18 protein-coding genes and 4 tRNA genes are annotated in these 18,483 nt (G+C 33.4%); 12 read left to right on the plus strand and 10 right to left on the minus strand.

Annotated features, from left to right (window positions below; translation table 11 throughout):
• Positions 1–140: 140 nt before the first annotated feature.
• The 6 genes from M0M44_RS00210 to tgt all read right to left on the minus strand — a co-directional run bounded on the left by M0M44_RS00210 (position 141) and on the right by tgt (position 6,574).
• Positions 141–494, minus strand: coding sequence for a hypothetical protein (locus M0M44_RS00210; RefSeq protein ID WP_248727993.1), 354 nt, complete (start codon positions 492–494; stop codon positions 141–143).
• Between the two features lie 134 nt (positions 495–628).
• Positions 629–2,173, minus strand: a complete 1,545-nt coding sequence (gene dnaB, locus M0M44_RS00215; RefSeq protein ID WP_248727994.1) for a replicative DNA helicase — start codon at positions 2,171–2,173, stop codon at positions 629–631.
• A 140-nt stretch (positions 2,174–2,313) separates the two neighbouring features.
• Positions 2,314–3,267: an acetyl-CoA carboxylase carboxyltransferase subunit alpha gene (locus tag M0M44_RS00220; protein WP_248727995.1), complete on the minus strand. Its 954-nt coding sequence runs from the start codon at positions 3,265–3,267 to the stop codon at positions 2,314–2,316.
• Between the two features lie 112 nt (positions 3,268–3,379).
• A complete protein-coding gene (locus M0M44_RS00225; protein WP_248727996.1) occupies positions 3,380–4,270 on the minus strand; it encodes a DMT family transporter in 891 nt (296 codons plus the stop codon).
• Complete coding sequence (locus M0M44_RS00230) at positions 4,257–5,345, minus strand: LptF/LptG family permease (protein WP_248727997.1); 1,089 nt, start codon at positions 5,343–5,345, stop codon at positions 4,257–4,259. The genes M0M44_RS00225 and M0M44_RS00230 overlap by 14 nt, the downstream gene beginning before the upstream one ends.
• Before the next feature lie 98 nt (positions 5,346–5,443).
• Positions 5,444–6,574 (minus strand): tRNA guanosine(34) transglycosylase Tgt, encoded by a 1,131-nt coding sequence (tgt, locus tag M0M44_RS00235; RefSeq protein ID WP_095931686.1) that lies wholly within the window; start codon positions 6,572–6,574, stop codon positions 5,444–5,446.
• A 406-nt stretch (positions 6,575–6,980) separates the two neighbouring features.
• On the opposite strand from tgt, the gene M0M44_RS00240 reads away from it, so the two are divergent.
• The 3 genes from M0M44_RS00240 to M0M44_RS00250 all read left to right on the plus strand — a co-directional run bounded on the left by M0M44_RS00240 (position 6,981) and on the right by M0M44_RS00250 (position 9,387).
• Positions 6,981–7,283, plus strand: a complete 303-nt coding sequence (locus M0M44_RS00240; RefSeq protein ID WP_248727998.1) for a hypothetical protein — start codon at positions 6,981–6,983, stop codon at positions 7,281–7,283.
• Between the two features lie 229 nt (positions 7,284–7,512).
• A complete protein-coding gene (locus tag M0M44_RS00245; RefSeq protein ID WP_248727999.1) occupies positions 7,513–8,361 on the plus strand; it encodes a transketolase in 849 nt (282 codons plus the stop codon).
• Positions 8,362–8,433: 72 nt separating this feature from the next.
• A complete protein-coding gene (locus tag M0M44_RS00250) occupies positions 8,434–9,387 on the plus strand; it encodes a transketolase family protein (RefSeq protein ID WP_248728000.1) in 954 nt (317 codons plus the stop codon).
• A 76-nt stretch (positions 9,388–9,463) separates the two neighbouring features.
• Here the strand turns inward: M0M44_RS00250 and M0M44_RS00255 are convergent, their stop codons facing one another.
• Positions 9,464–10,414 carry a hypothetical protein gene (locus M0M44_RS00255; protein WP_248728001.1) on the minus strand — a complete coding sequence of 317 codons (951 nt, stop codon included), beginning with the start codon at positions 10,412–10,414 and terminating at the stop codon, positions 9,464–9,466.
• A gap of 190 nt (positions 10,415–10,604) precedes the next feature.
• Positions 10,605–11,798 (minus strand): BamM family beta-barrel-assembly machinery protein, encoded by a 1,194-nt coding sequence (locus M0M44_RS00260; RefSeq protein ID WP_248728002.1) that lies wholly within the window; start codon positions 11,796–11,798, stop codon positions 10,605–10,607.
• 79 nt (positions 11,799–11,877) lie between these two features.
• Here M0M44_RS00260 and M0M44_RS00265 point away from each other — a divergent pair, with 79 nt between their 5' ends.
• On the plus strand, positions 11,878–12,270 hold the full coding sequence (locus M0M44_RS00265) for an RNA-binding S4 domain-containing protein (RefSeq protein WP_248728003.1): 393 nt from the start codon (positions 11,878–11,880) through the stop codon (positions 12,268–12,270).
• Positions 12,271–12,406: 136 nt separating this feature from the next.
• Positions 12,407–12,907, plus strand: coding sequence for a phosphoribosyltransferase domain-containing protein (locus M0M44_RS00270; RefSeq protein ID WP_248728004.1), 501 nt, complete (start codon positions 12,407–12,409; stop codon positions 12,905–12,907).
• On the opposite strand, the gene M0M44_RS00275 is transcribed toward M0M44_RS00270, so the two are convergent.
• Complete coding sequence (locus M0M44_RS00275) at positions 12,899–13,417, minus strand: shikimate kinase (protein ID WP_248728005.1); 519 nt, start codon at positions 13,415–13,417, stop codon at positions 12,899–12,901. The genes M0M44_RS00270 and M0M44_RS00275 overlap by 9 nt on opposite strands.
• 126 nt (positions 13,418–13,543) lie before the next feature.
• Here M0M44_RS00275 and M0M44_RS00280 point away from each other — a divergent pair.
• The 3 genes from M0M44_RS00280 (at position 13,544) to M0M44_RS00290 (ending at position 13,856) form a co-directional block, all read left to right on the plus strand.
• Positions 13,544–13,616 (plus strand) — tRNA-Lys (locus tag M0M44_RS00280).
• A 40-nt stretch (positions 13,617–13,656) separates the two neighbouring features.
• A tRNA-Lys gene (locus tag M0M44_RS00285) sits at positions 13,657–13,729 on the plus strand.
• 44 nt (positions 13,730–13,773) lie between these two features.
• A tRNA-Leu gene (locus M0M44_RS00290) sits at positions 13,774–13,856 on the plus strand.
• A gap of 114 nt (positions 13,857–13,970) precedes the next feature.
• Here M0M44_RS00290 and M0M44_RS00295 read toward each other — a convergent pair.
• On the minus strand, positions 13,971–14,750 hold the full coding sequence (locus tag M0M44_RS00295; protein ID WP_248728006.1) for a hypothetical protein: 780 nt from the start codon (positions 14,748–14,750) through the stop codon (positions 13,971–13,973).
• Positions 14,751–15,089: 339 nt separating this feature from the next.
• Between M0M44_RS00295 and M0M44_RS00300 the strand changes: the two genes are divergently transcribed.
• The 4 genes from M0M44_RS00300 to M0M44_RS00315 all read left to right on the plus strand — a co-directional run bounded on the left by M0M44_RS00300 (position 15,090) and on the right by M0M44_RS00315 (position 18,481).
• Positions 15,090–15,162, plus strand: a tRNA-Lys gene (locus tag M0M44_RS00300).
• A gap of 194 nt (positions 15,163–15,356) precedes the next feature.
• Entirely contained in the window at positions 15,357–15,857 is a 501-nt protein-coding gene (locus M0M44_RS00305; RefSeq protein WP_248728007.1) for a tetratricopeptide repeat protein, read from the plus strand.
• Between the two features lie 218 nt (positions 15,858–16,075).
• Complete coding sequence (locus tag M0M44_RS00310; protein ID WP_202006145.1) at positions 16,076–16,975, plus strand: MerR family transcriptional regulator; 900 nt, start codon at positions 16,076–16,078, stop codon at positions 16,973–16,975.
• A 39-nt stretch (positions 16,976–17,014) separates the two neighbouring features.
• Positions 17,015–18,481 (plus strand): phytoene desaturase family protein, encoded by a 1,467-nt coding sequence (locus M0M44_RS00315; protein WP_248728008.1) that lies wholly within the window; start codon positions 17,015–17,017, stop codon positions 18,479–18,481.
• The last annotated feature ends 2 nt before the right edge of the window (positions 18,482–18,483 follow it).

Raw genomic sequence — 18,483 nt, forward strand, 5'->3', positions numbered from 1 at the left:
TGAATGCCAAGTAAAAAATAAAAAAAACATTAGCTTTTTCCTTTCGGAAAAAGCTAAATGAATATAATATTAGATCAATTAATAAAATCAAATAACCTGAATATATTAAAAAATCATCCATCCTTAAAAAACTTATTTAATTAATAAGGAGGACTTGGTCTTGAACCATCGTACACAATGTCATCAGCAGCACCTTCGCCACCTTCTACTCCATCTCCTTTACCGTAAACATTAATCCACTTTTTAGTTTCCTCATCGTATTTGGCTCCCACAAAAAGTAATGTTTTTTCATTTTGATCATTTATTCCCAAATAAGCCCAAACAGCTTCTGTTTGAAGTTCTAGCACTTTTTTCAAACTTTCTCTAGGTATTAAGAAAGCTTTTACTTTGTTCTTTGAGTCCTCGACAGATTTATCGTCGTCATATCTCTTTTCCCACTTGTCTGCAGTTGCTACAGGAATCTGAATAGGTCCTGGAAAGGTTTCTTCATTCATAATTTAAATTTGTTATTGGTTAATAATTTATAAAAACTAATAGTTTGTAATTGGTTTCGCTAAACTACTGATTTTTATTAGACGATTAACATAAAAACATAAAAAAAGCCTTAATAATAAGGCTTTTTTAACTTTTAAAATGGAACATCGCTGTCGTCATCATCATCATTTAAATTACTTCCGAAAGCTTCATTAGCAGATGGTAAATTTTTTGTTAGGAAAGGATTATCATCGTGATTCATTTTAGATGGCAAATCATCATAACCTCCAGTAAACTCTTCTAGGTTATCAAACTTACCTAAATGTCCTAAGAATTTAAGACGAATATTTTCCAGACCACCGTTACGGTGTTTGGCTATAATAAACTCTGCCTGACCTTGTGTAGAAGATGCTTCGTCGTCATCCCATTCTTCAATTTTATAGTATTCAGGACGATAGATAAACGATACGATATCGGCATCCTGCTCGATCGCTCCAGATTCACGAAGATCCGAAAGAAGCGGACGTTTACTAGATCCACGGGTCTCAACGGCACGCGATAACTGAGAAAGTGCAATTACAGGAACGTTCAACTCTTTTGCCAAAGCCTTTAAGTTTCGAGAAATTGTAGAGATTTCCTGCTCACGGTTTCCTCCTCCTTTTCCGCTTCCCCCTGCGGTCATCAACTGCAAGTAGTCAATAATAATTAACTTGATTCCGTGCTGTGAAGCCAAACGACGACATTTTGCACGTAAATCGAATATCGAAAGCGAAGGTGTATCATCAATAAATAATGGCGCTTTTTCTAAGTTTTTCACTTTAGTACTTAGCTGTTCCCATTCGTGCTTTTCTAATTTACCAGTTCTTAGTTTTTCTGAAGACAATCCCGTTTCAGAAGAAATAAGCCTCGTAATCAACTGAACCGACGCCATCTCCAGAGAGAAAATTGCAACTGCATGTCCGAACTGAATACTTACGTTTCTCGCCATCGAAAGAACGAAAGCCGTTTTACCCATCCCGGGACGAGCCGCAATAATAATTAAATCGGAAGGCTGCCATCCAGAAGTAACTTCATCCAACTTCTCAAATCCAGTTGCAACACCACTCAACCCTTCTTTACCAGCGATTTCTTCAATACGTTTTTTCGCTTGAAGAACCAAACTCTGAGCTGTTTCAGAACTACGTTTAATATTTCCTTGAGTTACCTCATATAATTTAGATTCGGCTTTATCCAGCAAATCGAATACGTCTGTAGTTTCATCATACGATTCTTCGATAATTTCAGATGAAATACGAATTAAACTTCTTTGAATAAATTTTTGAAGAATAATACGCGAGTGAAATTCAATGTGGGCAGAAGAAGCAATTTTTTGAGTAAGCTGAATCAGATAAAAATCACCTCCAGCCAAATCCAACTTTCCATTTTTCTTCAACTGAGTCGAAACCGTTAAAATATCAATTGGCTGCGTTTCGGTAAAAAGTTGTAGAATCGCTTCAAAAATATGTTTGTGCGCGTCTTTGTAAAAAGCATCAGGCTGTAAAATATCAATTACATCATCGACCCCTTTTTTATCAATCATCATCGCACCAAGAACAGCCTCTTCTAAGTCTATAACTTGAGGAGGAAGCTTACCTTTTTCTAGATTGATAATTGTGGTTTTGTCGACCTTAACGGGGTTTACATTTTTGAAATTTTCCATATAGCGAAAGTAGCAAAATTTAAAAAAAATCTGCTATCGAGTTATAACTAATAATTGTTTATAAATAATATCGATTTGTTCATAACCAAAAAAAAATCCGAAACCGCAGGGCTTCGGATTTTTAATCATTAAATATGAATTTACTCTTTAAACTCGCCCATATTACTGTATTTGTCCATTCTCTGGGCAATTAAATCGGCTGTTGATAAGTCTTTCAATTCGTTATATCCTTTTGTAATATATTCCGCCACTGTTTTAAAAGTAGTTTCTCTGTCATAATGCGCTCCGCCTAGTGGTTCTGGAATTACATCATCAACAAGTTTTTGTTTTTTCATATCAGAAGAAGTCAGTTTTAATGCTTCTGCTGCACGCTCTTTGTACTCCCAGCTTTTCCATAAAATAGAAGAGCAAGATTCTGGAGAAATTACAGAATACCAAGTGTTTTCTAACATATAAACACGATCTCCAACACCAATTCCTAAAGCTCCACCTGAAGCCCCTTCACCAACTATTATAGTGATGATTGGCACTTGAAGACGAACCATTTCGAAAATATTTCTAGCGATAGCCTCTCCTTGTCCTCTTTCTTCAGCTTCAAGTCCTGGGTATGCACCCGGAGTATCTACTAAAGTAAGAACTGGAATTCCGAATTTTTCTGCCATTTTCATCAAACGCAAAGCTTTACGGTACCCTTCTGGATTAGCCATACCAAAATTACGGTATTGACGTGTTTTAGTATTAAAACCTTTTTGCTGACCAATGATCATAAACGATTGTCCGTTTATTTTACCAAGACCACCAACCATTGCTTTATCATCTTTAAAACCTCTGTCTCCGTGAAGTTCTAAGAAAGTATCTCCACAGATTGCTCTAATGTAATCTAAAGTATAAGGTCTATTTGGATGTCTTGACAATTGTACTCTCTGCCAAGCCGTAAGGTTTTTATATATTTCTTTTTTAGTCTCTACTAATTTTTTGTTGATTTCCTTGCACGTCGGCGTTACGTCAACGTCAGATTCTTTTCCAATAATAACGCACTTTTCTAACTGTTCTTCAAGTTCTTTAATTGGAAGCTCAAAATCTAAATATTCCATGGATTTTTGAATTTTGTTTGTAAATCGAACCGCAAATATAAAAATATTATATCATTGGCGAAGTTAATTGTTATTTAAAGTATAAAAATGCAATTTAAAAATAAGTAAACTATTACAAGTTTTCTTTCTTGTTCTGATAATGTTTAAAAACACCGTTTAGAATAACTGTTATGATGATTATGACAGCTCCGATGTAAAATTCGATACTCATTTTTTCTTTTCCTCCCAAGATAAAATAAGCCAAAACTATCCCATAAACTGGCTCCAAATTAGTCGTTAACATTACGGTATAAGGCGTTAATCGCTGCATTACTTTTACCGAAGCGGTAAAGGCGTAAGCCGTACAAATTGAGGCCAAAATCAATAATAAGACCCAATTATTTAAAGACATTTGGAAAAAATCTGCTGTAAATTTTCCTTGAAATAAAAAATAAATAGTAATAAAGAAAACGCCCGCTCCAAATTCATAAAATGTAATTACCGAAGGTTCGTGATCTGAAATTAATTTACCATTCATTAAGGTAAATAAAACTCCTAAAATGATGGCAGCCAAAGCGTAATAAACTCCCGTAAGATATTTTATTTCAACTTGAAGTATCAATCCTAAACCAGCAATAATTATGAGTCCAAAAAAGACCTCATACCAAAGCACTTTTCTTCCATAAAATAAGGGTTCTAATAAAGAGGCGAAAAAAGCTCCTAACGAAAATATGGAAAGTGTGATTGAAACATTGGAAACATGAATTGCTTTAAAAAAGAAAATCCAGTGCAATGCTATCAATAATCCAACAAAAATCAATTTAAAAAATTCTTTCACAGGAACCTTAAAAGAATGTTTTTTAAATGCAATAAATCCGCCAAGAAAAATCATGGCAATCAACATTCTGTACCAAACCAGATTATCGGCATCAATTGTAATTAAAGCGCCTAGAATGGCTGTAAAACCCCAGATAAAAACAATTAAGTGTAGATTTAAATAACTTTTTAAATTATCGTTTCGCATTACGTAATAAGTAAACTGCTAAAATTCCGAAAACAATATTTGGGAACCAAACAGCTAATAAAGGTGAGAATGTAGATTTTTCGGCAAGTGTACCAAATATTTTATCAAAGAACACAAATGAAAACGCGATTGCAATTCCAATAGCAAGGTTCATTCCCATTCCGCCACGGCGCTTCATAGAAGAAACTGAAACCGCAATAATCGTCAAAATAAATGCTGAAACAGGAATACTGTATTTTTTATAAAGAACAACCAAATAGGTATTGATGTTTCCGGAACCTCTTTTTCTTTCTTTTTCAATAAAGTCGATCAGTTTACCCAGAGTTAGCGTTTCGGCAATATAAACTACTGGAGTTAAATCGGCCAATTCAAATTTGAAGGCAACATTTTTTTCTGGAGATTTTTCAATTACGTCATTTAGTTCTCCTACTGTTCTTTTAGTATAATCATATAAAACGTAAATCTTTTTTTTAGGATCCCATTTTATACGGCTTGCAGTAATTTTATAAGTCAATTTTTCTTTTTCAAAATGTTCCAAAGAAAAATTGAAAGCGGTTTTTGATTCTTCGTTAAAACTGTTTACAAAAATAAAATCATGATCGTTAATTTGTCTAAAAACATTGGTGTTTTCACCACGCATGAGTTCCTTTCCATTTCCTTTCAGATAGGTATATCTAAAATTGTTATAGCCTTCACTCGCAGCGGGAACGATAAAAAATCCCATTAGCAAAACAAAAATCGAAACGATAGTTGCACCTATAATATAAGGACGCAAAAAACGTGTAAATGAAATTCCAGAACTTAAAATCGCAATAATTTCTGTATTGTTGGCCAACTTTGAAGTAAACCAAATTACCGATAAAAACAAGAATATCGGAAACAGCGAATTAATAAAATAAATTGTAAAATTATAATAATAGAAGGCAATATCTCCAAACGGAATCTTGTTTTCAAGCATTTTATTTACCTTTTCAGAAACATCAATTACGATTCCGATGGGTGCAAATAAAAGAAGCATCACAGAAAATGTCCCGAGGTACCTTTTTAAGATGTATTTATCTATTATTGAAAGCATATAGTTTTATTGTTTCAAGTTTTTTTAGTTTCAGGTTTCAAGTTGTTGGATTTCGTCCTATAGAGAACCTGAAACCTGAAACTTGAAACTTTAAATTCTTAAAGACGCTGACTCATATTTTTAACCATCATTTCTTTCCATGGTCTAAAATCTCCGGCTAAGATATGTTTTCTTGCCTCACGAACCAACCACATATAGAAACCAAGATTATGAATAGTAGCAATTTGCTTTCCTAAATATTCGTTGGCCGCAAACAGGTGACGCAAATAGGCTTTTGTATATTCTGTATCCACAAAAGTATGTCCCATTTCATCAATTGGAGAAAAATCTGCTTCCCATTTTTTATTTTTGATATTGATTGTCCCGTTTGCTGTAAATAACATTCCGTTTCTTGCATTACGAGTTGGCATAACGCAATCGAACATATCAATTCCTAACGCAATATTTTCTAAAATATTAATTGGAGTTCCAACACCCATTAAATAACGAGGTTTATCTTCAGGAAGAATTTCGCAGACAACTTCCGTCATAGCATACATTTCTTCCGCTGGCTCCCCAACAGAAAGTCCGCCGATTGCATTTCCTTGTTGTCCTGCATTAGCAATATATTCTGCCGACTGGCGTCGAAGATCTTTATAAGTACTTCCTTGAACAATCGGGAAAAATGTTTGTTCGTAACCGTATTTATAAGGTACTTTTTCTAAATGATTGATACATCTGTCCAACCAACGATGCGTCATATGCATGGAACGCTGAGCGTATCTGTAATCACAAGGATAAGGCGTACATTCATCAAATGCCATAATAATATCAGCACCAATTGTACGCTGAATTTCCATTACATTTTCTGGCGTAAAAAAATGGTAAGAACCGTCAATGTGCGATTTAAATTTTACCCCTTCTTCTTTAATTTTTCTGTTTGAAGAAAGAGAATATACTTGATATCCTCCAGAATCAGTCAAAATATTACGGTCCCAGTTCATGAATTTATGCAATCCGCCCGCTTTCTCTAAAATTTCTGTCTGCGGACGCAAATACAAATGATAGGTATTTCCAAGAATAATATCCGGATTAATATCGTCTTTCAATTCACGCTGATGCACTCCTTTTACAGAAGCAACAGTACCAACTGGCATAAAAATAGGAGTTTCTATAACTCCGTGATCTGTAGTAATACTACCCGCTCTTGCTTTTGACTGCGGATCTTTTTGTAATAAATCAAACTTCATAAATTCGTTTTTCAGTCGGCAAAGATAGTTTAATTTAAAGAATTAGATAATTTAGGAATTAGAAAATTAGATAATGATTAACAAACTTAAATCTAAAACCTAGGTTTGGAATTTGGAATTTATTTTTTGGAATTTATTTTTTTCGGTGTTCCCTATCCCGACAGCTATTGAGAGACTATCCGATAAATTCCAGATTAACAAAAAATATCACTAAAAAGCCTTATTTTTTTTTAAATCGGGAGATATTGCTTCTATCCCTAACGCAGAATAAATTTAACTTCATGTCTGGACATAATGAAAATGTAAAAATTACAATTTCTGTTCTTTAATATATAACATCAACAAATATTGATTTTCTAATTTTAATACTATAAAACTACATTAAAAATTTAAAGTCTTAGAAATCATGATAAATTCAGAAGAAAAATTAGACCAGATCAAGGATGATCAAATTGAAAGAAATCTTGAAAACATGGATTATCCAGCAAACGAAGATATTTATAATCAGGACAACAAACTCGAAGACCTAAATCCTGAAGAAATTTCGGGAGAGCGCATCATCAATCAGGACAATCACGAATGGAAACAAAATAGCGACAAAATCGGAAATGATTTAGATATTCCAGGGGCTGAACTAGACGACGAACAGGAAGATATTGGTTCAGAAGACGAAGAAAACAATTACTACAGTGAAGGCGACACAGAGTAAATTGTAAAAAATAAAATCTTGCAATATGCAAGATTTTTTTATACCGCTAAACAAAATTGTAAAAAACACACTTATAAAAAGTTAGAAAGCAAAACTGCCGTGATATTTTTTTACATAATGTAAAAAAAACAGTAAAATTTAACAATTGCTGTAAAACTAAAGCAAAAAATCATTTGCCTGCCCACAAAATAACGTTTACTTTTGCTTCAGTTTAACTTTTACATATAAAATGAAGCCTAACACACAACAATTAAGCGATTTAACGATCCAAGTAAGAAGAGATATTCTTAGAATGGTACATGCTGTAAACTCTGGACACCCAGGTGGTTCATTAGGTTGTACTGAATTTTTGGTAACATTATATCAAAACATAATGGACCGCAAAGAAGGTTTTGATATGGACGGAATTGGAGAAGATTTATTTTTCCTTTCAAACGGACACATTTCACCAGTCTTTTATAGCGTTCTAGCACGCAGTGGTTATTTTCCAGTTTCAGAATTAGCAACTTTCAGATTATTAGATTCTCGCTTACAAGGACACCCAACAACTCACGAAGGTTTACCTGGAGTTCGTATTGCATCTGGTTCATTAGGACAAGGTTTATCTGTAGCTTTGGGAGCTGCTCAAGCTAAAAAATTAAACAAAGACAATCATATCGTATATAGTTTACACGGAGACGGAGAATTGCAAGAAGGTCAGAACTGGGAAGCGATTATGTACGCTTCTGCTAAGAAAGTAGACAACATTATTGCAACAATCGACCTTAATGGTAAACAAATTGATGGAACAACTGATGAAGTTCTGCCAATGGGAAGTATTCGCGCTAAATTTGAAGCTTTTGACTGGGATGTTTTAGAAATCAAAGAAGGAAACAGCATTGATGCTATCATCGCTGGTTTAACTGATGCTAAATCAAGAACAGGAAAAGGAAAACCAGTTTGCATTTTATTACATACAGAAATGGGTAATGGTGTAGATTTCATGATGCACACTCATGCTTGGCATGGTAAAGCACCAAACAATGATCAATTGGCTAGTGCTTTAGGTCAAAACATTTCAACTTTAGCGGATTATTAAAAAAAGCTTTAAGCAGTAATCAATAAGCTTTATGCCTATTGCCTATAGCCTATCGCGTATAGCAAAAACAAAATGAAAAAATACGAAAATACAGGAAGTAAAGATACTCGTTCTGGTTTTGGAGCGGGAATGACTGAACTAGGTCAAAAAAATGAAAATGTTGTTGCATTATGTGCTGACTTAATTGGATCATTAAAATTTGATGATTTCAAGAAAAATCACCCAGAGCGTTTTTTCCAAATCGGAATCGCTGAAGCGAACATGATCGGAATCGCTGCAGGTTTAACAATTGGTGGAAAAATTCCTTTTACTGGAACTTTCGCGAACTTTTCTACAGGAAGAGTTTACGATCAAATACGTCAATCTGTTGCTTACTCAGATAAAAATGTAAAAATCTGTGCTTCTCACGCTGGTTTAACTTTAGGAGAAGATGGAGCAACTCACCAAATTTTAGAAGATATTGGTTTAATGAAAATGTTGCCTGGAATGACTGTAATCAATACTTGCGATTACAACCAAACTAAAGCTGCAACTTTAGCATTAGCAGATCACCATGGCCCAGCGTATTTACGTTTCGGACGTCCAGTTGTACCTAACTTTACTCCTGCTGATGAGCCTTTCGTAATTGGAAAAGCAATTTTATTAAACGAAGGAACTGATGTTACAATCATTGCTACCGGACACTTAGTTTGGGAAGCTCTTATTGCTGCTGAAGCTCTTGAAGCGAAGGGAATTTCTGCTGAAGTAATCAACATCCATACAATTAAGCCTCTTGATGAAGAAGCTATTTTAAAATCTGTTGCTAAAACTAAATGTGTAGTTACTGCTGAAGAGCACAACTACCTTGGAGGTCTTGGAGAAAGTGTTTCTGGAGTATTAGCTTTAAACAATCCAACTCCACAAGAATTTGTAGCTGTTAAAGATAGTTTTGGAGAATCTGGAACTCCAGAGCAATTAATGGAAAAATACAAATTAAACAATCAAGCAATTGTTGAAGCTGTAGAAAGAGTTATCAAAAGAAAATAATTATTAGATTTTCTGAACATAAAAAAACCTCGGAATTTGCATTCCGAGGTTTTTTTTATACTAAAATATTCCGTTTTTAATACCACGAAAGCTGAACTTCGTGCCATGGCCCATTTCCAACATAAATTTTAAATGGTCCAGAGACATTAAAATTAGTATACCAAGCCGCTGGTGCAGTTGGCGAAGGAAGATTTGCTGGATTCCATGTCGCAATCAATGATGTTTGAGTAGCTGAAGTTGTCATCTGAAATAATGAAAATTTCCACAACACCGCATTAGAACCACTTAGACTATAAGTATCGATTACCCTAATATTTGAAGCTTCTTTCCATGTGCATCTCCAAGTAGAACATGATCTATATTGCAATGTAGATCTTAAATACATTTTACTAGATTGAATTACATTGTTCAAAACAATTGTTTCATTATAAAGATCTAGGACAAGTCTAATTCTACTTCCTGGAACATTAAAATTTTCCTCTCCCGAAACAAAGGTCTTTATTCTATTTTCATTTGGAATAACATCTCTACCTGTTGTATTTTTCACAGGAGAAGACACGCTTAACAAACTGCCATAAACTTCCAATTTTTCTTTTTCAGCAACAAGTTGTTCAGGAGTTTTGTTAATCTGATTTTTGGAAAGCAAATAAAAAGTACGTTCATTTAACCATAAAACGTTCCCATTAATTTTTACTTTTGATTCTGAATTTAAAACTGACTTTAATGCATCTGAATAGATAATTCTTGATTCAGATAAAACATCTCCTTCTATACTTGCAGAATCATCTGAAGTATTTAATAATGAAACCAACTTTTTTGAAGAAACCCAATTTTTAAGCTCATCAGAATCTAAGCTAGCGAGATCCGAATATTCTTTAACAAAAAGTTCTTCATTTTTAAATGATAACATCTTACCATCTAAAACTGAAGCTGAATCTCCTACAGCCGAAACTTCTTGATTTACCTGATCTTCGCTACTACATGACAAAGCAGTAAGTACTAAAAACAATGCAATAATTTTTTTCATTTTTGTAAAATTTTAATATTATTCTTTCAAATCTATAACAATAAGAAATAAAATCCTTACGTGATTCCGTAAAAAGAAATAAAACCTTACAATAAACGTATAACAAACTAAAAATCAACACTTAACAGCTAGACATAAATTAAAAAGCCTCGAAATTAATATTTCGAGGCTTCTATTTAACTTCTATAATTTAGTTCTTTTGATAAGGATACGTTTTATCTAAATGAATTCTTAATCTTCCTGGTGCCGTATAATCCTCAGGAACAAATTTTCTAGGATTTGTAATCGACTCCGGCTTTGTAGGATCAGTAAGTTCTCCTGTTGGCCTTCTCGGAATAGCCCACAATTCGCTTTCATCTACATTTGGAGTAGCAGGATTATCCAAAATAGGATCGTAAGGATAATATTTGCTTAATCCTGAAAAAGGAGCATCTGTAGGTTTTGTAAGTTCAAATCTGGTAGTATATCCATCTCCATCATCATCATGATCTAGAAAATCCGGAATACCATCACCATCTGAATCATCTGGATTAGCAGGTGGATTAGGATATGTAGTGGTGTCTCTATAATCGCGAACAAAACCATCACCATTAAGATCTTCCTGATAATCAAATACACCATCTGGATTTTCTAATAAAACACCATTAGAGTAACCATTATTTTCATGATCCATTCTTCTAATATCATAAAGCTTAAAGCTAAAGATTAAAGGCGCATAAGTTGGAATGGTACTTGAAGACGGTGGCGCAGCATAGTATCCTAATCCTGAAGGTATAAATAAAACACCCGCACCAAAATCTTGGTAATTTGGAGTCCCATCACCATTATAAGTCGTTGTTCCAGTTTTAAACAGAGGAAAGGTCTCACTCCATCCCTTTATAACATTACCTACATACATATCAATAACAGTCTTTGGATATATAACCTGATCAAAGAAAGTAGTTGTTAAGTGTTCTGGCTCTGTATCTGTCTTTTCAACACGTTTTAAATATTCTCCTCTATAAGCAGTTAAAACACCATCTGTATTCATTGGAGCAACACCACTACCTTCTCTTAAAATCAAATAATACATTTTATAAGTTATTCCATGTATGTATGGGATTTCTCTTAAAACCAACTTTGGATAAGTAGCACTGTCTAAGTAAGACATTATTGAGGGTTGTGAAGCAGCATCAGTTATGGGCGAAATTGTTACATCCATATTTGCTGTCACCGTAATATAATTTGTCTTTAAATACTCTTCAATATCTGCATTATCAGTATTAAATTGCTCTTGATAATCCCTCAAAGGAACCACTTCTGTTTTATCATCGTCATTTTTATTACAAGAAACGATGGCAAGACCAGCAAGTAACAAAACAAAATAATATTTAAATTTATTCATTATTATCATTTTTTTAGGTGCGCAAGATACAATATTGATTTATTTTTGTAAAGAATTTAACTTGGATTTTAGAAAAATTATGAGAATAGATAAATACTTGTGGTGCGTTCGATATTACAAGACTAGAAACATGGTAACCGAAGCTTGCAAAAAGAATCAGATCACTGTAAATGGGCAAGTTGCAAAACCTTCAAAAGAAGTTTTTCCCACAGACCGAATTACATTTAGAAAAGATCAAATTACACAAATTATAACGGTTTTAGACATTCCGCAAAATCGAGTTGGAGCAAAGCTGGTAGATATTTACCAAAAAAACGAAACTCCTCCAGAAGCTTTTGCACATTTAGAGCTATTAAAATTATCTAAAGAACATTCTAGAAGAACTGGCGCAGGACGTCCAACCAAGAAAGACCGAAGAGACATTGACGATTACGGAGACGATATTTATGATGAAGAAGAAGAAATAGAATAAATTTTCAAACTTCAATCTCCAAATTCCCAAAAAGTGATCAAATTTCAAACAATCAAAACAAACTTTCCTTAAGGATTGAAATTTGGATTTTCTATATTGGATTTTAAATTAATTATCTTAGCAAAAAAAATACACTATGAGCAGCAATATAATCTTGACCAATCAAGAAATCGAACATAAAATAAAACGTATCGCTTACCAAATTTACGAGACTTTTGTAGACGAAGAAGAAGTTGTTATTGCCGGAATTGCTTCTAACGGATTTCTTTTTGCCGAAAAAATCGCTTCGGCGCTTAGCAATATTTCAACCTTAAAAGTTTCGATCTGCGAAGTCAAAATAAACAAACAAAATCCGCAACAAGCCATACAAACTTCATTAAGCCCTGAAGAATACAAAAACAAAGGCTTAGTTCTAGTTGATGATGTATTGAACTCTGGAACTACATTAATCTATGCTGTTCGTCATTTCTTAGACGTTCCGCTTAAAAAATTCAAAACAGCAGTACTTGTTGACCGAAATCATAAAAAATATCCAGTAAAAGCAGATTTCAAGGGAATTTCGCTTTCCACTTCCTTACTAGAGCATGTTCAAGTTGTTTTCAATTCAGAAAACGGCGACTATGCTTCTTTAAGTTAATATACCTAAAATATCCTGAACCGTTTCTTCGACAGATTTATCATCAACCGAAACCTTATGTTTTGCCTGATTATAGTAAAAACTTCTGTCGAATAAATGTTTCGCGATAAACTCTTTCATTTCTTCCTCATTCATATTGGCAATCAAAGGACGTTTGCTTTTATTATGTACCAATCTATTATATAAGGTGTCAATTGATGCTTTTAAATATACAGATACCACATCGTCTCCTTTTAATAATTCATGATTATTGGCATAACACGGAGTACCCCCTCCTAGACCAATAATATTGTTGTCTGAAGATTGCAGCAATTCGACGAACATTTCATGCTCTAATTTTCGAAAATACACTTCTCCGTGCTTCTCAAAAATCTCATTTATGGATAAATTTACTCTTTCTTCGATACATTTATCTAAATCTAAGAACGGAATATTTGTAATTTTTGACAAATTTTGGGCAATTGTGGACTTTCCGCAGCCCATATAACCTAACAACACAATTTTTTTCATATTAATAAAACCTTATAAACTAAGCATTTGGGAATTTTTCCAAAAAAAAGACAAATTTATGATAAAATAGCTTGGAAACTTCAAAAAAAACTCCTTATATTTGCACCCGCATTCAAGAAATTAAATGACTCGATAGCTCAGTCGGTAGAGCACATCACTTTTAATGATGGGGTCCTGGGTTCGAGCCCCAGTCGGGTCACAAATTTTGTGGTTAACAAATTAAATTTCTTGAAAGCAATGACTCGATAGCTCAGTCGGTAGAGCACATCACTTTTAATGATGGGGTCCTGGGTTCGAGCCCCAGTCGGGTCACAAAAGGTCGGGTAATTTATTTTACTCGACCTTTTTTCTTTTTAGGCCATGTGGAGAAACGGTAGACTCGCCATCTTGAGGGGGTGGTGCTCGTAAGGGCGTGAGGGTTCAAATCCCTCCATGGTCACATTTTTATACTGCTTTAAACTTAAAACGCCTTATTTAAAAAGGCGTTTTTTTATTTGTTTACTTTTTTACACTCCATCTTATCACCACATCTGTATGTAAAAACAAACAGTAATTAATATACTATTTCTCTATAATAGACATCTGGATTTTCTTTTCTATTACTTTTTTTAACCACCCAGTTACCATGTTTATCCATCTTATATAAATAATTGTATTTATCCAAATGCCACGTATTAGACTTATTCTCGATAAATTTTTCTACACGAGTATTTCTTAAACTATCTACATTATACTGCTTATTAAAATATTCTTTTCTCCATGTAGTTACAGTATTATCGAGATTATACTTATAAACTTCCAAAACGCGGTTTTCAGCAACAACTAATGCTCCATCTTTTTGAACTTCTTGCCAACTACTATTATTCACTTTTTTCAATAAGTTCCCCGTTTCATCATATTCCCTAAGACATCCAAAATATACTGTATCAGATTTAATTTTTCTTAAATCATCAATTAACTTATTATCAATCTTATCTTTGAAATAAATAAACTTTTGCACAAATTTTTCTCCAAGTGCTGTCTCTGTTGAGTTTAGTACTAATTCATTATTTTTAAATTGATATAAATGACAATTAGCGTCTACTTTAATAGAATCATTTCCAAGAAGCTGATAACAAGTTTCTTTAATAACTTTTGTGCCACCATACAAAGTATCTCCTTGGAAAACCAACATTTGTGGTCTATCGTAAACTTTACCAATAATTAACGAATCTAAAGAACCATCAAATTTTTCAAGTGAAGAATAGATTTCTTTTTTTGAATTTTGACAACCGGTCAAAACTATTACAATTATTAGATTTTTAAAAAACCTACTCGTTCCCGACTTTAGCATATACAAAATTTACAATATAATAAAACAACTTGATTGCCTTCTCTATTTTGAAAAATCCAAGTTAATTAAGTAGCTAATATAAAACTATTTTTGAGCTGTTCTTATTTTCCCAACTAATCACTAAGTTGATTTTTTTTCAAGAACCTCATCTTTAAAATAATTAAATCTCACCAAAAGACTGCATGTTTATTTACAATCAAGACTTATTGCAACAAAACATATTTCACTACAAAACAAATACTTACCTCTTTAATAAAAATTTATTTCAAAATTCATTAAAAAAAAGGCTTGTTAAGCTAAATAAAGTACTTATATTTGCACCCTCATTGAAGAAATGAAGACTCGATAGCTCAGTCGGTAGAGCACATCACTTTTAATGATGGGGTCCTGGGTTCGAGCCCCAGTCGGGTCACAAAAGGTCAAGTAATTATTTTACTTGGCCTTTTTTCTTTTTAAGGAATACCAAAACTCAAAACAGACCTTTACAAAACCTCCTTTAATTTTCTATTACTATTTCTTCATTTACCAAAAGAAATTTTCTCACAACATAAAAACTTTCTTAAATTCGTTGGGAAATAATTAAATCACTAATCCCAAATTAGTTTTATGAAAAACCTACTATTAGCATCATTTATAATGGTGTCGTGCTCGACTTGGGCGCAATCTGCAACAGGCTATTTTGACAAAGCCATGAAAAAAGCTGAAGCTGGAAATACAAAAGGCGCAATCGCCGATTATACCAAAGCCATCAGCATGAACTCTAAATTTGTCGAAGCTTATCAGAACCGTGGCGTGGCAAAATTCAAGCTAAACGATTTAAAAGGCGCTCAAGCGGACTTTAGCAAAACAATCGAGTTAGACGACATGAATGCAGACGCTTTTACCGGCAGAGCCAATGTCAATTACAAACTGCAAAACTACGAAGGAACAATTGAAGATTGCACAGCTTCTTTAGGTTTAAACCCAAAAGATTATGTTGCCTACAATTTAAGAGGATTGGCCTACAACAAAATTGGTGATAAGAAAAATTGCTGTAAGGATTTTACAAAAGCAATTGAATTAGGAAGCCAAAGCGCCGCAAAAAATAGAGCCACTTTCTGCAAATAATACATAAAGTAAAAAAAATAAGAACAGTCTGTCAAGATTTTAATCTGATAGACTGTTTTGTTTTTTATCAAAGTAATATATTTCTTAAGAAATAAATACCTGATTTTAGGTAAAAAATATATTATGAATACGTAAACCTCTAATTCTCTATCTTTTTAATGTAGTTTTAAGGTCGCATATAAGATTTTATTTTACATTTGTTGACTTAATCGCGAAAAATGATAAACAATATTAAAACTGTTTTCAGTATTAAAGATCTTGAGAACTTATCTGGAATAAAAGCGCATACCATACGCATCTGGGAAAAGAGATACAATATCCTTGAACCTATGCGAACCGATACTAATATTAGATTTTACAATCTTCAAAACCTGCAGAAACTTTTAAACATTACGTTACTGCATGAATACGGCTATAAGATTTCTAAAATTGCAACCTATCCTGAAGAAAAAATACCACAACTGGTACGCGAAATAATTTCGAAGAAAAATTCTCAAAACTACGCCATCACTTCTTTCAAAATGGCGATGATGAACTTTGATCAAGAATTATTCTTCAATACATTCGATTGGCTTATTACTGAAAAAACATTTAAAGAAGTTTTTAAAGAACATTTTTTACCCCTTTTAAAAGAGTTGGGATTATTATGGCAGTCTGAAACGATTACTCCTGCAAATGAACATTTCATGAGTCATTTAATCAAGCAGAAAATATTGATTTACACAGAAAGTCTACAAATTAGAAAACCTATTAAAACCGACCGGATTTTTGTTTTATCACTTCCGCTAAACGAAATTCACCAAATAGGATTATTATACCTGCAATACGAAATCCTTGATAAAGGCTATAAAACTATTTATCTGGGAGAAAGTATGCCAATTGAAAACCTGCAGGATTTAACCAAACATTTTGAGAACATTACGTTTATTTCCTTTATGACTGTTCAACCAGACCGAAGTGTAATTAATCAATATGTAAAATCTATGGGACAGAAATTATTGCAGAAAAACAACGAAATCTGGCTTATGGGTAAAATGGTCGAATACATTGATGAGAAAGTCCTAACAGACAGAATTCGAGTTTTTGATTCGATGGAAGAAACTATTAACATGCTTTAATTTATTTTTGTTTAAGTTTTTCTTATATTTGTTAAACAAATGAGAAAAACTATCCAAATAATAGGCTCAGGCTTCTCTTCTTTAGCAGCCGCATGTTACCTTGCACAACAAGGAAACAAAGTTACTGTCTACGAGAAAAACAGCACCATTGGCGGGCGCGCCAGACAATTTAAAGAAGAGGGTTTTACTTTTGACATGGGACCAAGCTGGTATTGGATGCCAGATGTTTTTGAACGCTTTTTTCAAGACTTCAATAAAAAACCTTCTGATTATTATGAACTGATAAAATTAAATCCGGCCTATCGTGTTTATTTCGGAATGGATGATTTCATCAGCATTTATGATAATCTAGAAGAGATAAAATATACTTTTGAAACTATCGAAAAAGGAAGCGGTCAAAAACTGCAAAGCTTTATTGACCAAGCCAAAAGCAATTATGACATTGCAATCAAAGATTTGGTTTATCGCCCAGGAGTTTCTCCTCTTGAATTAATTACCAAAGAAACTGCATTAAAACTCAATCAGTTTTTTAAAAATGTTAGTACCGATATTCGGAAAAATTTCAAGAATGAAAGATTAATTCAGATTCTCGAATTTCCGGTTTTATTTCTTGGAGCAAAACCATCTAAAACACCTTCCTTTTATAATTTTATGAATTATGCCGATTTCGGTTTAGGAACTTGGCATCCTAAAACTGGAATGTTTGATGTTATTCGAGGAATAGAAAAATTGGCATTAGAACTTGGCGTAACCATTAAAACCAATTCGCCAATTGATAAAATAATTGTTGAAAACAAAATAGCTAAAGGAATTGTAACTAATGGTGAAATTCTTAAGGCCGATGTTGTTTTGAGCGGTGCCGATTATCATCATTCGGAAATTTTACTTGAAAAAGAACACAGAATGTATTCTGAAAAATATTGGGAAAGCAGAGTTTTTGCTCCATCTTCTCTCCTATTTTTTGTTGGTTTCAATAAAAAAATAGAAAACATTTCGCATCACGCTTTATTTTTTGATGTCGATTTCAATCAACATGCTGCAGATATTTACGATAATCCAAAATGGCCTAACGCCCCTTTATTCTACGCCAATTTTCCATCCAAAACAGATGCGACTGCGGCTCCTAACGGAATGGAATCTGGATTTTTCTTAATTCCGCTAGCGCCTGGAATTGAAGATAACGAAGCGTTACGAGAAGAATATTTCGAAAAGATAATCACTCGCTTTGAAGAACTTACGCAGCAAAAAATAAAAAATAACATTATCTTTAAGAGATCATTTTGTAAAAACGACTTTGTAAACGACTATAACGCCTACAAAGGAAATGCTTACGGAATGGCCAATACCCTCTTGCAGACCGCTTTTTTAAGACCAAAATTAAAAAGCAAAAAAGTCAAGAATTTATATTTCACAGGACAATTAACGGTTCCTGGCCCAGGTGTTCCGCCTGCTTTAATTTCAGGAAAACTCGCAGCTGAATTAATTCAAAAATCTTTTAGATCTTAAAA

Origin of the sequence: Flavobacterium humidisoli, from assembly GCF_023272795.1 — a bacterium.
Lineage (GTDB): Bacteria > Bacteroidota > Bacteroidia > Flavobacteriales > Flavobacteriaceae > Flavobacterium > Flavobacterium humidisoli.